This window comes from Streptomyces sp. JJ66, from assembly GCF_019303495.1.
Taxonomy (GTDB): Bacteria; Actinomycetota; Actinomycetes; order Streptomycetales; family Streptomycetaceae; genus Streptomyces.
In genome coordinates this window covers 91384-109604 of record NZ_JAEVFI010000013.1, presented here as the reverse complement: position 1 = coordinate 109604, position 18221 = coordinate 91384, and the positions used below count along the sequence as shown (strand labels likewise).

Genomic DNA, 18221 nt, shown 5'->3' with positions numbered 1-18221 from the left:
GTGATTGCAAACTGCTATCACTTTAACGCGGGCCGAGCGGACTGTCACCCCCCGGTCACCACCCCGTTCCATCTCTCACGGCTACTCCGTGCGCAATCCGTCGGGACGCATCAGGTGCCACAGCATCGGCAGGCTGGCCAGCGTGACCAGGGCGATCATGCCGAGCCCGGCTCCGGCCAGCGGCACAAACGCGAGCCAGTCGGTGACCTCGGCGTCGATCATGTTCACCAGCAGCAGGCCGAGCCCGGTACCGCCCGCCGAGGCCAGCGCCAGCCCGATCCCCACCGGCACCGCCGTTTGCCACAGCACCGAGGAGCCCAGCGTTCCGCGCCGGGTGCCGAAAGCCACCAGTACGGACAACTGCCGCTTGCGCTCGCGCAGTTGCTCCAAGGTGGAGACGATCATGCTGGCCGCGATCACCAGCATGATCACCGCCGCCCCCGCGAACAGCCCCTTGCGTACGGTGACGAACTGGGAGGTGAACTGGGTGTTACTGAGTGTCTGCACTCCTCCCCAAGGACCCAGCCCGGCCAGGTTGCGCAGGTGCTCGATCGCGTCCGCGTTGCCCGGCTCCGTCTGGGCGAAGCCCACCCACACCGCGTCCTCCATCCGGGACACCTCCAGGGCTCCCGGCGTGGCCAGGACCCCCGAGACATACAGTCCCTGCGGGTCCCGCAGGCCCTCCACCTGGCGGGCGGTTTCCGGAATGGTCCACCACCGGGGCTCGGCGTCCGTGCCCAGGTTGACGCGATTGGCGGGCTCCGGCACGGCGATGTCCTCCGGGATGTTCTCGGAGTCCTCGGCCAGGAAGACGTCGCCATCGGCACACGAACCCGTCCGCGCCAGCTGCCGGAGCTCGGCGCAATCCGCCACCTGCACGGCGACGTACTCCGGCATACCGTTCGTGTTCTCCCCGCCTTCGAGCACGGCCGATCCGCGCACGTAGCCGGTCAGGGCGGTGACTCCCTCGGCTCGGGCGTACCGGTCGCGTTCCTCCCGCGCCTGGCGCGCGCTGTCCACCTCCGCGTAGATGACAGCCTGCGCCCGGCTGGTGTCCTCGCCGGTCACGTTCAGCTCCTGCGTCTCCACGGCCGAGAACAGCATGTGCAGCGCCACCGCTCCGGCGACGGCCACCGTGACTCCGCTCACCGCACGAGCGGCCATACCGCTGTGCAGCTGGAGTCGGCGGATGGCCAGCTGCCAGGACAGCGGCCCGCCGTGCAGCCAGGTAACCGCCCGTTCCACAGCCCACGGCAGCAGCGCCGTGATGCCGCCGAGCATCAGCAGCACGCCGGTCGCGATAGCCCACTCGTTGACGTCTCCGCCACCGACGTTCGGCCCGAAGTACAGCAGCATGGCCACGCCCACGGCGAGCAGCGCCAGCCGCCACCACACCCGGCGCCGACGCGTCGTGCCCTCCCGGAAGACACCCAGCGGCCCGATCGACACCCCGCGCAGGGCCGCCAGTGTCACCAGCACCGCCGTCACCGGTACCAGGAGCATGACGAGTGCGCCCAGCCACCAGACCGGCACGATGTCGTGGGGATAGAGACTGATCTGCGATATCTCCACATCGTCAGCGAACAGGCGGGCGGTCAGAAACAGGCCGAGCCCGAGCAGCAGGCCGAGCACGGCGCCGAACAACACCTCACCGGACGCGATACGCCGCGTCATCGCCGCGTCAGCGCCCACGAGCCGCAGCGCGGCCAGCCGTCTGTCCCGCCGCTCGCCGCCGAAGCGCACGGCCGTCGCGATGAAGACGACGACCGGCATGAGCAGCACGGCCAGCATCACGATCAGCAGGACGACCAGGGCCGGTTCCAGGGGTGTCTTCGCACCCTGGACTCCGAAACCAGGCACCCGCACCACGGTGGTGTCGTTGTGGCGCAGCTGGTCCGAGCCCTGGTAGAAGACGAGCTCTCCGGGGCCCTTGAGCCCTTCGGGGCTGACCGTCCCCGCGATCCGCGTTCCCTCGAAGCGCTCCTTCAGCAGCTTTCCTTCGGAGCTCTTCAGCAGTTCCCGCAGCGCTGGCGAGACGACCATCTCACCCGGCCCCGGCAGTTCGGCCACCCCCGGCGGCCGGACGGCTTCGGCCGGGTCCCCCTCAGGCTGGAGCGCCCACCCCAGGACGCCCTTGTCCCGGTACTGGGTGTCCAACCGGGTCACCAGAATCGTGTGCGGCCCTCGCGGCGTCGCATCTTCACCGTCAGAGGTGAAGTTGACCTGGTGGGTCCGGGCGTTTGTCCTGGCATCCGCCGCCTGGAGAGCCGTGGGGATGGACCCCGCCAGCAGCAGCACCGCGACGCCGAAGCCGATGCCGACGGCGGTCAGCAGGGTGCGTACCCAGCCGGACCGGCCGCCCGCCGCCGCGAACCGGACGCCCATGCCCAGTTCGCGCACCCGCTGTGCGATCACGCGGCACCCGCCAGGCCCGCCACATCCCGCGCCTGGCCGTCCCGCACGATGACCTCGCGGTCGGAGTAGGCCGCCACCCGCGACTCGTGGGTGACGAGGACCACCGCCGCCCGCGTCTCGCGCGCGGCCTGGGTCAGCAGCTCCATCACGCGCTCGCCGTTGAGCGAGTCCAGCGCGCCCGTCGGCTCGTCGGCGAAGACGACGCGCGGCGTGCCGACCAGTGCGCGGGCGATGGCCACCCGCTGCCCCTGGCCGCCGGAGACCTGCCCGGGCCGGTGGTGCCGGACGTCGTCCACCTCCAGCCGCTCCAGCCACTCACGTGCCCGCACCTCGGCGGCCTTGCGGCCCACACCCGCCAGCCGCAGCGGCAGCGCGACGTTTTCCGTGCACGTCAGCTCCGGCACGAGCTGGCCGAACTGGAAGACGAAACCGAACTCGCCCCGCCGCAGCGCGCTGCGCTCGGCGTCGGACATGGCCGACAGCTCGTGGCCGCGGTAGAACACCGTGCCCGCGTCGGGCGCGACGATGCCGGCGAGGCAGTGCAGGAGCGTGGACTTGCCGGAGCCGGAGGGGCCCATGACGGCCACGAGCTCACCGGGGCGGATCGCGAAGTCGGCCCCGGACAGCGCCGGGGTGGAACCGTAGGTCTTGTGCAGCCCGGTGGCGGTGAGCAGCGCGCCGCCGGAGTCGTGGGCATTCACGGGGTGACCTCCTGACGGAGTCGGTCGAGACGCGCTGCGGTCAGCTCCAGCCAGCGCAGGTCGGCTTCCAGGTGGAACAGGGCGTGGTCGCAGATGAGCTGGTGGGCCAGGTCACCGCCGCGCTTGCGCTGGGTCAGCTCGCGCATCAGGCGCAGGTGCTCGGCGCGCTGGGTGTCCAGCAGCCCGGCCGCGTCCCGCTCGGTCAGCAGGGCGAGCACGACCTTCGTGTACAGGGTGGACTGCAGGTACGGTTCCGGCTTCTCGGGCCGCCCGAGCCAGGTGGCGACGTCGGTCACCCCGGCCTCGGTGATCGCGTACCGCTTGCGCTCGGGACCCTCTCCGGCCTCGACCGCATCGACCTCGACCAGGCCGTTCTTCAGCAGGCGCGACATCGTCGCGTACACCTGCCCGTAGGCCAGCTGCCGGTCGTGCCCGAAGCGGGCGTCGAAGGCCCGCTTGAGGTCGTACCCGTGACTGGGCCCCGACTCCAGAAGCCCGAGTAGGGCGTGACTAATGGACATGCGGAGCACTCTACACCACGCGTATACACATCGTGTATACGCCGTTGGGAGTACCGAGCCGGGGATCTGGCCTCCGCCGCACCAGGCAGCGGGGCGTCGATGACGCGGCCGGCGGCTGGGCGGAGGAAGCCACTCGCGCGTGCTGGACGACACCCCGCCGAAGACGCGGAGGCGGCAGGGCGAAAAGAAGATGCCGCGCGCATTCGTCGGGCGCAGACTGGGCAGCGGGGGATGGGGCGGTGGCACCGTGGCAACCCGCCCCGCCCGTACCGCGTCACCATCCACGGTTGCGGGTTCACCTACCGTGACCCCAGGGTCAGGGAATGACAGCCGGGAGTGGCCTCGATGCTCGACACCACGGGGGAACGGGTACCTGTGCCGGGACCGATGCCGGAGAGTGGGCGCGGCCCGGTCTGGCAGCGTGCCCGTCACCACGTGCTGGCGGCCGCCGCCAAGCCCTACTGGGAACGGCACGACGAGAGCTGGCTCGTGCGCCGCTGGCCTGATCTGACCGCCACCGCCGTCGCCACCGTCTTCTTCTGGCTGTCGCTCACCCCTTCCCTTGTCCCGCGCCCCTGGTACTTGCAGGGCGTCATCGGCGGCATCACGGCGGCTATCGGGTACGGGATCGGCTGCCTGCTGAGCTGGGCCGCGCCAGCCGTGGTGCGCTGGCGGCCATCGCCAGAAGCCCGCGCCCGCGTCCGGGCGCGGGCCTGGCAGGGGTACTGGGTGCTGAGCCTGCCGCTGGCGGTCTTCCTGCTGGGAGAGAGCGCGCGCATGCAGCGCGAGCTGCGCCGCCTCCAGGAGCTGCCGCCGACCCTCACCTGGCACTCGCTGATGATCGCGCTCCTGGCGCTGGCACTGTGCTGGACGCTGCTGGTCATCGCGCGCCTGATCCGGCTGGGCACCCGCAAGCTGATCACCGTGCTGCTGCGGTACGTGCCGCGTCCGGTCGCCGTCGTCTCCGGGCTGGCCGTCAGCGCCTTGGTGGTGACGTTCGGCGCCAAGGACGTGGTGCTGGAGCGCGGCATCATCGACGTCGCGTCGAGCATCTCGGCCAACACCGACCAGAGCACGAAGGACGGCGTCATACAGTCGGACTCGCCGTACGTGTCGGGCAGCCCGCAGTCGCTGATCGCCTGGGACGACCTGGGGTACCAGGGCCGCAACTTCACCGGGAGCGTCCTGAGCGAGGAGCAGATCCGCTCTTTCACCGGCCGGGACGCGATGGACCCGATCCGGGTCTACGTCGGCCAGGCGGCGGCCGACAGCTACGCCGCGCAGGCCGACCTCGCGATCGCCGAGCTGGAGCGCACGGGCGCGTTCAGCCGCGAGGTGCTGGCCATCGCGGGCACCACGGCCAGCGGCTGGGTTGACGCGCGTACCGCCGAGCCGCTGGAGTACCTGCACGACGGGGATACGGCCATCGTCGCGCTGCAGTATTCCTATCTGCCCAGCTGGGTGTCGTTCGTGGTGGACCGGGAGAAGGCCGGGCGGGCCACGCGCGAGCTGGTCAGCGCCGTCGAGGAGCGGCTCGCACAGCTGCCGGAGCGGGACCGGCCGAAACTGGTGGTGTTCGGCGAGTCCCTGGGCGCGACGGCCATCGAGGACTCGTTCACGGGCCTCGATGACCTGCTGGCTTCCACCGATGGCGCGCTGCTGGTCGGGCCGCCGCACCACAGCCCGATCTGGTCCCACCTCACTGCGCACCGCGATCCCGGCAGCCCCGTGTGGCGGCCGGTCTACGATGAGGGCGAGCACGTGCGCTTCGCCCAGTACCCGCAGCGCGACCTGTGGCGGCCGCCGGGCCCGTGGGAGTTCCCGCGCGTGGTGTACCTCCAGAACGCCTCCGACCCGATCGTGTGGTGGTCCCCGGACCTCGCGCTGCAACCACCGGCGTGGCTGGAGGAACCACTGGGCCCTGACGTGACCGACGAGGTCAACTGGTTCCCGTTCGTCACGTTCTGGCAGACGCTGGTGGACATGGCGGTGTCCTACGGCGTCGAGGCGCCGCACGGGCACCGCTACGGGACCAACGCCGTCGAGGGCTGGGCGGCGGTGCTGCCGCCGGAGGGCTGGACGCCCGAGGACACCCAGCGGCTGAAGGCGTTCGCCGAGTCCCACCCGTCACCGTACTGACGCGTTCCGGTACGAGCGCGGCGCACGCCAGCCGGTTAACGGCTGCTGCCGGGACGCCGGGCGGGCCGCAGGGGTCAGGGGTGCGGCCCGCCTGGGGCGTCCGGACGGCCCGGCTCGCCCGGCTCCTCCCGCCCCGCCTCCCGCTCCGCCAGCTCCCGCGCGGCGGCCTGGGAGGTGTCCAGCGCGCCGACGGGCTGCTCCTCGCCGCCCGGCATCGCGGGCGGCACCCCGGGCGAGACGGCCAGCGCGGTGGACCCGTGCACGCGCCGCCCGGCGGGGCTGCGCTCCTCGGCGTAGGCGCGCAGGTAGCTGACGACGGTATTGGCCACCGCCACCAGCGGCACGCCCAGGACCGCGCCCGGGATGCCCGCGAGCAGCGACCCGCCGGTGACGGTCAGCACCACGGCCAGCGGATGCACCTGCACCATGCGGCCCAGGATGAACGGCTGGAGCACGTGCCCCTCGATCTGCTGCACCAGCAGCACGATGCCGAGCGCGAGCAGCGCGGTGACGGGCCCATTGGTGACGAAGGCCACCACGACGGCCAGCGCTCCGGAGATGAAGGCGCCCACCAGCGGGACGAAGGCCCCCAGGAAGACGAGCACGCCCAGCGGCACCGCCAGCGGCACGCCCAGAAACCAGATCCCCACGCCGATGCCGATGGCGTCGATCATGGCCACTATCACCGTCCCGCGCACGTAGCCGGTGAGCGTGGTCCACGCGCGCGGCCCCGCCCCGGCGACGCCCTCGCGCGCGCTGAGCGGCACGAAGTTCAGCAGCCACTGCCACACCCGGCGCCCGTCGTAGAGCAGGAAAAGGCAGACGAAAGCCGCGAGTGCCGCGCCGCTGAGGAACTCCACCAGGTAGGAGGCGCCCTCCAGGCCCGCGGTGGTCAGGTCCTGACTGTTCTCCTCGATCCACTGATTGATGTTGGTGGTGAAGTCGTTGAGCTGGGCCTCGGTGACGTGGAAGGGGCTTTCCAGGATCATGCGGCGCAGTTCCTCGATGCCGCTCTGCACCTGCTGGGTGAGGGTTTCCTGGTTCTCGATGACCTGCCACACCACGAACCAGCCGATGAGCCCCATCACCCCGAAGCCGCTGATGAACGTGGCGGCCGTGGACAGCCCGCGGCCGAGGCCCAGCCGGCGCAGCCGGGCCACGGTGGGCTGAAGCAGCGCGGTGATCAGCAGACCGGCGGAGAAGGCGATGACCAGCAGGCTCATCGCGCCGACCACCTGCATGAGGACCCACACCACCGCGGCCAGCACCAGCAGCCGCCAGCCCGCCTCGGCGGCCACGCGGATGCCCCACGGGATCGCCTGCGCGGGTTCGTCCGGCTTCGGCGGGGGTGGCGGCCCGGGGGCCTCCGCGGCCGGCCCGGGCTCCGGGAACCGACCGCGTTCGCGGTCGCGGGCCTCGCGCTCCCGCTCGGCCCGCTCGCGGTACTCCGCCATGCGGGAAGCCATGCGGGACGCCTTGGTCCGCAGCCGCCGTAGTCCTGCCATCGTCTGTTCCTTCGCCCCCGCTCGCAGCGGTCCTGTCCCACCGTGGGGACGACGTTACCCCGCCGCGGGGTTGCCACACGGCACGGCTTCTCCCCAGCCGCCACGGTCCCCGGGACGCGGCACCCGGGCGGTCACCGGACGCGGCGCTGCCCCCGACCCGGCTTCCGGATCGGGGGCAGCGCCGTAGAAAGTGAGCGACGTCTCAGTACCAGTGGTTGGCCTGCCAGAACTCCCAGGCACCGCAGGGGCTGCCGTAGCGGTTGTTCATGTAGTTCAGGCCCCACTTGATCTGGGTGGCCGGGTTGGTGCGCCAGTCCGCGCCCGCCGAGGACATCTTGGAGGCGGGCAGCGCCTGGACCAGGCCGTAGGCGCCCGAGGACGGGTTCGTCGCGGTGTAGTTCCAGCCGCTCTCCCGCGTCACGATGTTGGAGAAGCACTGGTACTGGCCGCCGCCGACGATCTGCTGCGCCATGGCCTTGACCTCGGAGACCGAGTAGGAAGACTGCTGCGGGAAGGAGGCCGCCGGGCGTTCGGTGCTGCGCGTGGCGGCCTTACTGGCCTCCTCGCGCTCCTTGGCCTGGCGCTCGGCCTTCTCCCTGGCTTCCTTGGCCTTCTTGGCCTCCTCGCGCTCCTTGGCCTCGCGGTCGGCCTTCTCCTTCTTGGCCTCGGCGTCCTTGGCTGCCTGCTTGCGGGCGTCCTCCTGGGCGGACTTCTGCGCCTCGGCGTTGGCCGCGTCCGTCTGCCGGTCTGCCTGCTGCGTCAGGGAGGCGGTCTGCACCTGGGTGTTGCCATCGACGGGTACGTCGGCGAGCAGCGTCGCGTCAGCGGCGGCGAGCTCGACCGGCTCTGCCGCGCCCTGCTGGCTCCCCGAGGCCACTCCGACGACGGCGCCGACGGTGGTGACCGCGGTGGCGGATGCCACGGCGAATCCCCGGACCGAGATCCGAGCAGTCACTCAGTTTCCTTCCACAGTTGCCCGCAGCGGTGACCCCGCGAGCGCAATCGTGCCCCTGGCACTGTCCTCCGCCTTGTGCGTGGAGGTCCACGCACGTGTAGGGCCACAGGAGGCACGGGCCCGTGGGTCCCCTGAGCGGGGAGTCCGCGTGGTGCTTTCGGGCGGCATACGGCGGTGATGGCTGTTGAGTTGTGTGGTGCTGCACCTCTGGAGATGCGGGGGTGGCCGTATGCGGGGCCTGACAGAACCCACACCTTGCCGGAACCAGACGGCCGATGGCAATCCCGGGTTGCGTGGGAAAGCTCACATGCCGTTTAGCCCACGGGTGTTGCGGAAATGCGAGCGTAGCCGGGCCTGACCCGGCTACGCTGCTTCACCCTGCGACGGCGTGTCATGTCGGTTTGTTGACATGACAGTTACCTCATCCCACAACGGGGTGTTATTCCCCTTTCCGGGGACTCCGTCCGGTTTGCTCTTGATGCTTTTCGGATCAGATGCGCCCTTCCTCCAGCATCTCGGTCACCAGTGCCGCGATCGGGGAGCGCTCGGAACGCGTCAACGTGACGTGCGCGAACAGCGGGTGACCCTTCAGCTTCTCCACCACCGCCACGACGCCGTCATACCGGCCAACCCGCAGGTTGTCGCGCTGCGCCACGTCATGGGTGAGGACGACGCGGGAGTCCTGCCCGATGCGGGAGAGCACCGTCAGCAGCACGTTGCGCTCCAGCGACTGGGCCTCGTCCACGATGACGAACGCGTCGTGCAGCGACCGGCCCCGGATGTGGGTGAGCGGCAGCACCTCCAGCATGCCGCGCGCCACGATCTCCTCGATCACCTCCCGGGAGGTCACCGCCGAGAGCGTGTCAAAGACGGCCTGCGCCCACGGGTTCATCTTCTCGTCGGCGGTACCCGGCAGGTAGCCCAGGTCCTGACCGCCGACCGCGTACAGCGGCCGGAAGACCATCACCTTGCTGTGCTGCCGCCGCTCCAGCACCGCCTCCAGACCGGCGCACAGCGCCAGCGCCGACTTGCCGGTGCCCGCGCGCCCGCCGAGCGAGACGATGCCGACGTCCGGGTCGAGCAGCAGGTCCAGCGCGATGCGCTGCTCGGCGCTGCGACCGTGGATGCCGAACGCCTCCCGGTCGCCGCGCACCAGGCGCACCCGCCCGTCAGCGGTGACGCGGCCCAGCGCGCGGCCCTTCTCCGAGTGCAGCACCAGCCCGGTGTGCACCGGCAGCCCGTCAGCCTGCGGCACGGCCACGGTGCCGGCGCCGTCCGGTGCGAACAGCTCGTCGATGGCGTCACCCGGCAGCGTCAGCTCGCTCATCCCCGTCCAGCCGGAGTCGGTGATGGCCAGCTCCGCCCGGTACTCCTCGGCCAGCAGGCCAACCGAGGACGCCTTGATGCGCAACGGCAGGTCCTTGGAGACGACGGTGACGTCGTACCCCTCGGCCTGGAGATTGCGGGCGACGGCGAGGATGCGCGAGTCGTTGTCCCCCAGCCGGAACCCGGCCGGCAGGATGCCCGGATCGGAGTGGTTCAGCTCGACCCGCAGCGTGCCGCCGAGTTCGCCGGTCGGAATGGGCGCGTCCAGCCTCCCGTACCTGATCCGGTACTCGTCCAGCAGCCGCAGGGCCTGCCGGGCGAAGTAGCCCAGCTCCGGGTGGTGGCGCTTGGCCTCCAGCTCCGTGACCACCACGACGGGCAGCACGACCTCGTGCTCGTCGAAGCGGGCCACGGCCGCCGGGTCGGCGAGCAGGACGCTGGTGTCGATGACATAGGTGCGCCGGTCGTTCTCGCGGCGCTTTGTGCTGGTCACCACGGATGGACGAACCCCCTCGGACGAGGATGGTGCGCGGCGTCCGCCGACGGCGGGCCGCTGCGGAACGGACCGGGCCGGCCGCCACTGCCGTGGGCCGGGCACCGGCCCTCCGCGTCCTGCGCACCCGCTGGGGGTGCGGCGTCCGTGGCTGGCAAAGGGCCTCCCGATGGCCGGAACTCGTCGGCGAGTCCCGGCTGCCAGGGGTATTCCCTTTTCCCCGACCCGCCATGCGAACCGCACCCATCCACCAGGTGAACCCTCCCCGCCCGCCCCTCTCGCGAGGTTCCCGCACGGTGCGGGCGAGCGGCCTCCGGGGAAAGCCGGACGCGTCCCCCGGCGCACTTGCGGACGCGACGACGCCCACCGCACGCTCACGCCCCACCGGGCACCTCACCCCAGCGCCGTGCGGCCGGAAGGCGTCGGCCCGGCCGCACGCGCTGTGCCGCTGCCGTAGTCCGCGCCGGTGACGTGGGGTCAGCCGCCGTAGCGGGGTCAGCCGCCGTAGCGGGGTCAGCCGCCGTAGCGGGGTCAGCCGCCGTAGCGGCGGTGGCGGGCGGCGTAGTCGCGCAGAGCCCGCAGGAAGTCCACCTTGCGGAAGGCGGGCCAGAAGACGTCGCAGAAGTGGTACTCGGAGTGCGCGCTCTGCCAGAGCATGAAACCGGAGAGGCGCTGCTCACCGCTGGTGCGGATGACCAGGTCCGGGTCGGGCTGGCCACGGGTGTACAGGTGTTCGGCTATATCGCCGAGGGTGAGGGTCTCGGCCAGGTGGGCGAGGGTCTCGCCGCGCGCCTCACGTTCCGTCAGCAGGGAGCGGACGGCGTCGGTGATCTCCTGGCGGCCGCCGTAGCCGACGGCGACGTTGACCAGGATGCCGGTGTTCTCACTCGTCGCGGTCGCCGCTTCCTTGAGGACGCGCTGGGTGTGGTCGGGCAGCAGATCCGGCGTACCGACGTGGTGCACGCGCCACCTGCCGTCGGCGGCCAGCCCGCGCACGGTGTCCTCGATGATGCCCAGCAGCGGCGTCAGCTCGGCGGCGGGCCGGTCGAGGTTGTCGGTGGACAGCAGCCACAGCGTGACCACTTCGACGTCGGTCTCGGCGCACCAGCTCAGCAGCTCGTGAATCTTGTCCGCGCCCGCCCGGTGCCCCTCGACCGTCGTGCCGCCGGACGCCTTGGCCCAGCGCCGGTTGCCGTCCAGGATCACGCCGATGTGCCCGGGGACCTGCCGGGGGTCGAGGTGGCCTTCCACCCGGCGGGAGTACAGGCGCACCACCAGGCGGCGCAGGGTGTCCTTCAGGCGCAGGGTGTCCTTCATCTGAGCTGCCGGCCCCTTCCCATGCTGCCGCGTCCCAAGCCGAGGGAAGCCTAACGCCAGTCCGGGCGAGGGGACGCCCCGGGCGTGTCACAGCCCTGTGATAGCGCGGCGGGTGGCGGCCACCTGGGTTTCCCGGCATCCGGGCACGCACGGAGCGGCGTCGGTGCCGCGTGATAGGCAGGGGAACATGACGCGCACCACCGAACCCGTGCACTACCGGGCGGCCAACACCCGCTACGACGCGATGGTCTACCGCCGCAGCGGCCGCAGCGGGCTGAGGCTTCCGGCCATCTCGCTCGGCCTGTGGCACAACTTCGGTGACGACCGCCCGCTGGCCACCCAGCGGGCCATCCTGCGCCGCGCGTTCGACCTGGGCGTCACCCACTTCGACCTGGCCAACAACTACGGCCCGCCGCCCGGCAGCGCGGAGCTGAACTTCGGCAAGCTGCTCCAGCAGGACTTTAGGCGGTACCGCGAGGAGCTCGTCATCTCCACCAAGGCGGGCTACCTGATGCACCCCGGCCCGTACGGGGAGTGGGGTTCGCGCAAGTACCTGCTGTCCTCGCTGGACGCCTCGCTCGGGCGCATGGGTCTGGACTACGTGGACATCTTCTACTCCCACCGCTTCGACCCCGACACGCCGCTGGAGGAGACGATGGGCGCGCTGGCGTCCGCCGTCCACCAGGGCAAGGCGCTGTACGTCGGGCTGTCGTCGTACAGCTCGGCGCGGACCCGGCAGGCGGTGGCGCTGCTGCGGGAGATGGGCGTACGGCCACTGATCCACCAGCCGTCCTACTCGATGATCAACCGCTGGACGGAGGAAGACGGGCTGCTGGACACGCTGGAGGACGAGGGCATGGGCTGCGTCGCCTTCGCCCCGCTCGCCCAGGGCCTGCTCACCGGGAAGTACCTCCGGGGCGTCCCGGAAGGTTCGCGCGCCAGCAGCGGGACGACGCTGGACCCGGCGCTGCTGACGGAGGAGGTCGTCGCGCGGCTGGGCAGCCTGAACGCGCTGGCCGAGCGACGCGGGCAGAGCCTGGCTCAGCTGGCGCTGTCCTGGGTGCTGCGGGACCCGCGCATGACGTCCGCGCTGATCGGCGCGAGCAGCGTGGCGCAGCTGGAGGCGAACGTCGGGGCGCTCAGCGGTGCGCCGCTGACGGCGGAGGAGCTGGCGGAGATCGACCGGTACGCGGTCTCCGAGCCGGGGACGAACCTCTGGGCCCGCAGCAGCGAGAGCTGACCGCGCGGCGGGCGCGGCACTCCGGCGCGGGCGCGGCGCCGTGTCGGCGCGACGCGGGCGTGGCGGGCGCTGTGGGCGCACAAAAAGCGGGCCGGTCCGTGGGGGGGAATACGGACCGGCCCGAGGGGGGGATTCCACCATAGCCCCTCTCCGGGGGTGCTCTGTGCATCCCCGGCGGAATTTCATGCTCCGAGTCCTCCGGCAGCCACTCCGAGCAGCGCGCCGACGATCATGAAAGGGCCGAACGGGAGCGCCGTCTTCCGGTCCGCACGGCGGGCCACGATCAAGCCGATTCCATAGGCCGCACCCAGGACAAACGCGGCGAACGTGCCGCCGAGCACCACCGGCCAGCCGTACCACCCCAGGGCGACCCCGCAGGTGGCCGCGAGCTTGACGTCCCCGAAGCCCATACCGCGCGGATTGATGAGGAACAACACAAAATAGCCCCCGCTCAGCGCCACGCCGCCCAGCACCGCGCGTGGCCAGCTGCCCCCCGCCTCCGGAACCAGCGCGGCCAGCCCCAGCAGCGCCACGGCGGCCCCGGCGAGCGGCAGCGTCAGCAGGTCCGGAAGCCGGTGCACGGCCAGATCGACGGCGGCGAGGAGCACCAGCACCGGCGTCAGCAGCAGCCACACCACCAGTTCCGGGCGCGGCCCGGTCGCGGCGGCCAGCCCCGCGCAGGCCACGCCCGCCGGAGCCCCCAGCCGCCACCACCCCGGCCCGTACGCCGCGCCCCCGCACCGCGCGCACCGCCTGACTCCGGCCCACCCTGTCAGCGCGTGCCCGTGCGGACACGCCGTGCGCCACGCCTGACCGGCGGGCACCGACAGCCGGTACGCGGACCGCGCCAGCAGCCCGCCCGCCACACCGCCGTACACCCCGGCCCCCACCACACTCACCAGCTCTCCCACCCCGCGAGCCTACGATCCGGCGTGCACAGCGGCATCATGGGTGCCGTGAGACGACCGCGCCCGGCTGACGGCACCGCCGTCCTGCGCCTTCCGCACGGCGGCACCGTGCCGGTGGAAGTGGCCGCCTCGCTCGGCGCCCGGACGCGCGGGCTGCTCGGGCGGGACGGGATCGACGGTGCGCTCCTGCTGACCCCGGCCGCCTCCGTGCACACCTTCCGCATGCGGTGCCCCATCGATGTCGCCTACCTGCGCGGTGACCTCGCCGACGAGCTGACCGTGCTCGCGGTGTGCACGATGCCGCCCGGACGGCTGGGGCTGCCGCGTCCCCGCGCCCGGCATGTGCTGGAGGCCGCGGCGGGCGCGCTGGCAGCGTGGGAGGTGCGTCCGGAGGCGCGGTTGCGGCTGGAGACGCGCGGGTGACGGCGGTAACGTCGCACGCGTGATCGAGACTCCGCGCCTACGTCTGCGTCCGCTGACCCCGCACGACATGGACTGCCTGGTCGAACCGCATAAGGGCGTCCGGGGCGAGTGAGGGTCCGGCGCCGCGAGCGGTGGAGCGCCGGGCGTGCTCGGCTGCGGCGCGGACGACTCCTGTGCGGTCAGCTCGGGGAGGGGGTTACGCCGGTGCGGGCTGCGGCTCCGGGCCGGGGGCGGGCGGTTCCGGCGTCGGCCCCGGGCCGGGGGTCGGGCTCGGGTGCGGGGGCTCGGGTGGCGGGACCGGGATCGGGCCGGGCTCCGGGCCAGGTGCGGGACCGGGTTCGGGGCCGCCGGGGCCCGGTGGGGGCGTCGGGGCGGGCGGCACGGGGTCGGGCTGCCGGGCCGTGGCGGGGTGGTGCTGCGTCCGGGTGGCCGGTGCGGTCGTCGGGACGGTCACTGCTCCTCCTTCGCCCGGTGTGCGGCACCGGGCATCGGTCCGTGCCCCGTCGGGTTCCCGCTCCCACCGCCCCTCACGCCTGCGGACCGGGGTGTTTCACCGGGCGGTCGAGCCGACGCGGTTTGCCCGGCCGACGCGGTGTGACACCGGCGGCGCTCACACGCGGCGCCAGTCGTGGTCGCGGACGTGGGAGCTGGCCTGTGGGCCCATGCGGAGCATGCCGCCGTCCACCGCCCAGGACGCCCCGGTGACGTATCCGGCGTCGGGTCCGATGAGGAACGCGATGACGGCGGCGACCTCGCGCGCGTCACCCGGTCGGCCCAGCGGCACCCCGGGGCGCGGCAGCTCGTGCACGTCGGCGTCCTCGTTGCCGGTCATCGGCGTGGCGATCTCCCCGGGCGCCACGGAGTTGACGTTGATGCCGTGCTCGGCCAGCTCCAGCGCCATCACCTGGGTGAGCAGGCCAAGCCCGCCCTTGGCCGCGCAGTACGGTCCCGCGCCCACCTTCGGCTGGTGCTCGTGCACGCTGGTGACGTTGACGATGCGTCCCCCGTCGCCCTGGTCGATCATGCGGCGCGCGGCGCGCTGGGAACACAGGAACGGCCCGATGAGGTCCACGTCGATGACGGTGCGGATCGTGTCGTGGGCGAGGTCCAGCAGCGGCGTCGAGGTGCCCGTACCGGCGTTGTTGACGAGAGCGTCGACGCGCCCGAGGCGGTCGGCGAGGACGTCGATGGCCGCGGCGGCGTCGGGGAGTACGGCCAGGTCCATGTGCTCCACCTCCGCCCGCTGGCCGAGCGCCCGCACCTCCCCGGCGGTCTGCTCGGCACCCTCCTCGTCGCGGTGCCAGGTGATGCCTACGTCCATGCCCATCCCGGCCAGCCTGACGGCCGTGGCCCGTCCGATGCCCGAGTCGGCCGCGGTGACGACGGCGGCGCGCTGCTGCTCCATGTCCGGCTGCTCCTTATCGACGGTCCGGCTCCCCCGCGCCGCGCACGCGACCGGAGCGGCGTCGAGGGTGCTGGGACCCGGGTGCCCCGAAGGGCCAGGGCGATGCGTGCCGGTTGCCGCCCCCGGCACCCGACGGCCCGGCACGACCGCCGGACGGGGGCGCGCACCTGTGACGCACGCCCCGCAACGCAACCACGGCGGCGGAGGCGCACGGGGCGACGGGCACACCCGAACCGCGTCGCCGCGCTCGCCGACGCGGGCGAGTCAGCGCCATCCGGGAACCACGGACCGGTGCCCAGCCGTCACACAGAGGGACAGCGACACCGTCCTCCACCCGGGGAACAGCCGTGGCATATTCGCAGCGCAAATCCAGCCCCGAGACCGCACTGCTCTCGGCAGAGTGGCGCAAAGCAGCCATTCATATGCTCTTGCGATAGCTCACGCAAACGTCGTACGTTCAACGACATGGGGATGCAGGACGTTAGACACACAGGGGTGGGGGAAATGGACACGTTCGACGATCGGAAACCGGGGGACCGATCGGGATTAGACAAGGCACGGGACGCCGCCAGCCAGTTCGCGGCGTACCTGCGGAACGGCCCGCCGGAGGGGGACGGCGAGCGGGGAACGGCCCCGCAGCTGCTCGACCGCGACTGGCCGATGCCTTCCGGCACCCGGTCCGTCTACGCCATCGGGCAAGCGCTGATCTTGCGCGGCACGTTCACCGAGGCGGACTCGTTCGCCCTCAAGCGGGCCTTCCCGGGCCAACTCGTCACACTGGACGACGAAGACGGCCGCGAGGGAACGCTGGTGGTCTGGCCACCGGCGCTCAGCGGCTACGACGACGCCTCGGCCTGCTGAAAACGTGCGGCACCTGAGTCAGAAGCCGCCCATCGCGCCACCGTGACGAGGGGTGGGTGCGCGGACGCGTCCGCGCACCCACCCCTCGTCACGCACAGGGCGGCCCACCCGCGCCGCTCCCGTGTACAACACCGTGAGGGGCGGCATAGTGTGGACCGGGCAACTGCTCCCGGCCCACGGGGGTCGATATGTCAACATCTCGTCTTCGCCCCATCACCGTCGCCGCCGCCTCCTGCGCGCTGGCTCTTGGCCTCAGCTCCTGCGGTTCCACCGACGCCGCCGATCCGGACCACTCCCCCACCCGCCAGACCGTCTCCTGGACGACGCCCGCGCACGCCGACACCGCCCACGCCCTCGGCGTCCAGGCCGCGCACCAGTTCCGCGCGGCCGAGCAGGCGGCGGAGGAGTCCGCGCGTCAGGCCGCCGCCGAGGACGCTGGCGCCCAGGCCCAGCAGCAGGGCCGCGCCCCGGTCCCGTCCCCCCGTACTCCCCAGCAGTGCACGACGGCCCCCGAGGACCGCGCCGCCTGCACCGTGCCGCCCGGCGCGCGGTTCAGCCCGGACGGCGGCGATCTCGACGGTGACGGCGTCTTCGAACCCCACGAGCCGGTCGGCCCCGGCTACCGGGACCCGCGCGCCTACAACGGCGGCCCCACCTCGGGCGAGACGCAGTGCGCCTGGCTCCGCGAACAGGGCATCGACTGCTGACCGACTCCCGCGACGGTGCCCCAATCCGGCCCGGGCTGGCGGCACCTTCGCACGCCCCACCGCGCGGTCAGGCCGCGAGCGCCCGCTCGACGGACGCGTACGTCACCCCGTGCTCGGCGAGCACGGCAGCGACCGCGCCGCGCCGCGCGGTGACCGCCAGCAACAGGTGCTCGTCACCGATCGCCCGGTCCCGCGTCCGGTAGCGATCCGCACGCAGCACGCTCAGGGGTGCGGAGGCGTGGTGCGACGGGCGAGGTAGGTGTCGAAGGTGACCGTGCCGACGGCGTGGTCGGGGGTGAGGTTCGCGCCGTCGCGGAAGGCGCGGGCCAGCTTGCCGGGCAGCCGCGGGCTGAGCACGGGGCGCCGCCAGCCCTCGGCACGCATCGCGGCCTGGGCGAACTCGCGCCACGAACGGGACTCGGGGCCGCCCATCTCCGGGACGCGGCCAGCAGGCGCCGACTGGGCCAGCTCCGCCAGCCGCTCGGCCACCTCGGTCACCTCGATCGGCTGGAAACGCACGCCTGCGGGAGCCAGCACGACCGGGAGGCGGCGCTGCGCCTGCGTCACCGAGTACACCAGGTCGTGGAACTGCGTGGCGCGCAGCGTCGTCCACGGCAGGCCCGAGCCTTCGATCAGCTGTTCCGCCGCGAGCTTGCGCCGGTAGTAGCCGAGCGGTATGGCGTCGATGCCGACGATCGAGATGTAGACGAGGTGCGGCGGCTTGGCTCCGGCGGCGCTCGCGGCGTCGAGCAGGCGGCGGGTGTGCGTGACGTCGTGGCGCGGATGCGTGGCGCAGTGGACGATCGTGCGCACGTCGCGCAGCGCCTGCGGCAGGCCGGTGCCGGTCGCGAGGTCGCACACCGCCCACGCGTACGGGCGGTCGTCGCCTGCCGCTCGCGGACGGCGGCTCATGACGCGCACGTCCGCGCCGTCCGCGAGCAACCGGTTCACCAGCGGCCGCCCCAGCGTGCCAGTCGCCCCGGTGACCAGAATCGTTCCGGGCATCCGTCTTCCTCCCTGTGGTACGTGCTCTCAGGGTGGAGGACGACGTACGGTGCCCCGGTGTGACATGCGGGGCACCGCCGCCCGACTGCGCCGCTCAGCCCCCCGCCGCGTCAGCCAGCACCCCGCGCCGCGCAGCGCCCAGCAGCGCGGCCAGCCGGTGTGGGGTGGTAGTGAGGATGGTCTGAGGGTCGTCCGACTCCCGGAGGTGCAGCACAGCGCTCCGCTCGTTTGCGGCGATCTCGACGCAGTTGCTGGCCTCGCTGCTGTACGACGACTTCTGCCACTTCCGCATCTGCGACT

General features: G+C 72.4%; 17 protein-coding genes. 5 read left to right on the top strand and 12 right to left on the bottom strand.

Translation table 11 applies throughout. The features are described 5' to 3' along the window. Positions 1–81 precede the first annotated feature (81 nt). Genes JJV70_RS11970 through JJV70_RS11960 form a run of 3 tightly spaced genes read right to left on the bottom strand, consistent with a single transcriptional unit; the run spans position 82 to position 3637 of the window. A complete protein-coding gene (locus JJV70_RS11970) occupies positions 82–2415 on the bottom strand; it encodes an FtsX-like permease family protein (RefSeq protein ID WP_308294789.1) in 2334 nt (777 codons plus the stop codon). Further along, positions 2412–3116: an ABC transporter ATP-binding protein gene (locus JJV70_RS11965; protein ID WP_219047830.1), complete on the bottom strand. Its 705-nt coding sequence runs from the start codon at positions 3114–3116 to the stop codon at positions 2412–2414. Before JJV70_RS11965 ends, JJV70_RS11970 begins: the two co-directional genes overlap by 4 nt. Continuing rightward, on the bottom strand, positions 3113–3637 hold the full coding sequence (locus JJV70_RS11960) for a PadR family transcriptional regulator (RefSeq protein ID WP_219047829.1): 525 nt from the start codon (positions 3635–3637) through the stop codon (positions 3113–3115). Before JJV70_RS11960 ends, JJV70_RS11965 begins: the two co-directional genes overlap by 4 nt. Before the next feature lie 345 nt (positions 3638–3982). On the opposite strand from JJV70_RS11960, the gene JJV70_RS11955 reads away from it, so the two are divergent. Next, positions 3983–5776 carry an alpha/beta hydrolase gene (locus JJV70_RS11955; protein ID WP_374227283.1) on the top strand — a complete coding sequence of 598 codons (1794 nt, stop codon included), beginning with the start codon at positions 3983–3985 and terminating at the stop codon, positions 5774–5776. 74 nt (positions 5777–5850) lie between these two features. Here JJV70_RS11955 and JJV70_RS11950 read toward each other — a convergent pair whose 3' ends face one another. From JJV70_RS11950 to JJV70_RS11935, 4 genes are all read right to left on the bottom strand, one after another. Continuing rightward, entirely contained in the window at positions 5851–7281 is a 1431-nt protein-coding gene (locus JJV70_RS11950; RefSeq protein WP_219047828.1) for an AI-2E family transporter, read from the bottom strand. Between the two features lie 202 nt (positions 7282–7483). Then, positions 7484–8236: a transglycosylase SLT domain-containing protein gene (locus JJV70_RS11945; protein WP_219047827.1), complete on the bottom strand. Its 753-nt coding sequence runs from the start codon at positions 8234–8236 to the stop codon at positions 7484–7486. 490 nt (positions 8237–8726) lie between these two features. Beyond that, positions 8727–10058 carry a PhoH family protein gene (locus JJV70_RS11940; protein WP_219047826.1) on the bottom strand — a complete coding sequence of 444 codons (1332 nt, stop codon included), beginning with the start codon at positions 10056–10058 and terminating at the stop codon, positions 8727–8729. A 528-nt stretch (positions 10059–10586) separates the two neighbouring features. After that, positions 10587–11372 (bottom strand): isoprenyl transferase, encoded by a 786-nt coding sequence (locus JJV70_RS11935; protein ID WP_219047825.1) that lies wholly within the window; start codon positions 11370–11372, stop codon positions 10587–10589. Positions 11373–11559: 187 nt separating this feature from the next. On the opposite strand from JJV70_RS11935, the gene mgrA reads away from it, so the two are divergent. Continuing rightward, positions 11560–12612, top strand: coding sequence for an L-glyceraldehyde 3-phosphate reductase (gene mgrA / locus JJV70_RS11930; protein WP_219047824.1), 1053 nt, complete (start codon positions 11560–11562; stop codon positions 12610–12612). Between the two features lie 182 nt (positions 12613–12794). Here mgrA and JJV70_RS11925 read toward each other — a convergent pair whose 3' ends face one another. After that, complete coding sequence (locus JJV70_RS11925; RefSeq protein ID WP_219047823.1) at positions 12795–13523, bottom strand: A24 family peptidase; 729 nt, start codon at positions 13521–13523, stop codon at positions 12795–12797. A gap of 36 nt (positions 13524–13559) precedes the next feature. On the opposite strand from JJV70_RS11925, the gene JJV70_RS11920 reads away from it, so the two are divergent. Continuing rightward, positions 13560–13943, top strand: coding sequence for a DUF192 domain-containing protein (locus tag JJV70_RS11920; RefSeq protein ID WP_219047861.1), 384 nt, complete (start codon positions 13560–13562; stop codon positions 13941–13943). 610 nt (positions 13944–14553) lie between these two features. On the opposite strand, the gene JJV70_RS11915 is transcribed toward JJV70_RS11920, so the two are convergent. Further along, positions 14554–15348 carry an SDR family oxidoreductase gene (locus JJV70_RS11915; RefSeq protein WP_219047822.1) on the bottom strand — a complete coding sequence of 265 codons (795 nt, stop codon included), beginning with the start codon at positions 15346–15348 and terminating at the stop codon, positions 14554–14556. Between the two features lie 504 nt (positions 15349–15852). Here JJV70_RS11915 and JJV70_RS11910 point away from each other — a divergent pair. Together JJV70_RS11910 and JJV70_RS11905 are read left to right on the top strand one after the other, a co-directional pair. Beyond that, a complete protein-coding gene (locus tag JJV70_RS11910; RefSeq protein ID WP_219047821.1) occupies positions 15853–16209 on the top strand; it encodes a hypothetical protein in 357 nt (118 codons plus the stop codon). A gap of 188 nt (positions 16210–16397) precedes the next feature. Beyond that, positions 16398–16916, top strand: a complete 519-nt coding sequence (locus JJV70_RS11905) for a hypothetical protein (RefSeq protein WP_219047820.1) — start codon at positions 16398–16400, stop codon at positions 16914–16916. 67 nt (positions 16917–16983) lie between these two features. Here the strand turns inward: JJV70_RS11905 and JJV70_RS11900 are convergent, their stop codons facing one another. The 3 genes from JJV70_RS11900 to JJV70_RS11890 all read right to left on the bottom strand — a co-directional run bounded on the left by JJV70_RS11900 (position 16984) and on the right by JJV70_RS11890 (position 18213). Further along, positions 16984–17136: a Clp protease N-terminal domain-containing protein gene (locus tag JJV70_RS11900; RefSeq protein ID WP_374227282.1), complete on the bottom strand. Its 153-nt coding sequence runs from the start codon at positions 17134–17136 to the stop codon at positions 16984–16986. A 2-nt stretch (positions 17137–17138) separates the two neighbouring features. Then, the gene (locus tag JJV70_RS11895; protein ID WP_219047819.1) at positions 17139–17921 is read right to left on the bottom strand and encodes an SDR family oxidoreductase; all 783 of its coding nucleotides are present in this window, start codon (positions 17919–17921) and stop codon (positions 17139–17141) included. Between the two features lie 94 nt (positions 17922–18015). Continuing rightward, a complete protein-coding gene (locus JJV70_RS11890; RefSeq protein WP_219047818.1) occupies positions 18016–18213 on the bottom strand; it encodes a DUF397 domain-containing protein in 198 nt (65 codons plus the stop codon). Between the last annotated feature and the right edge of the window lie 8 nt (positions 18214–18221).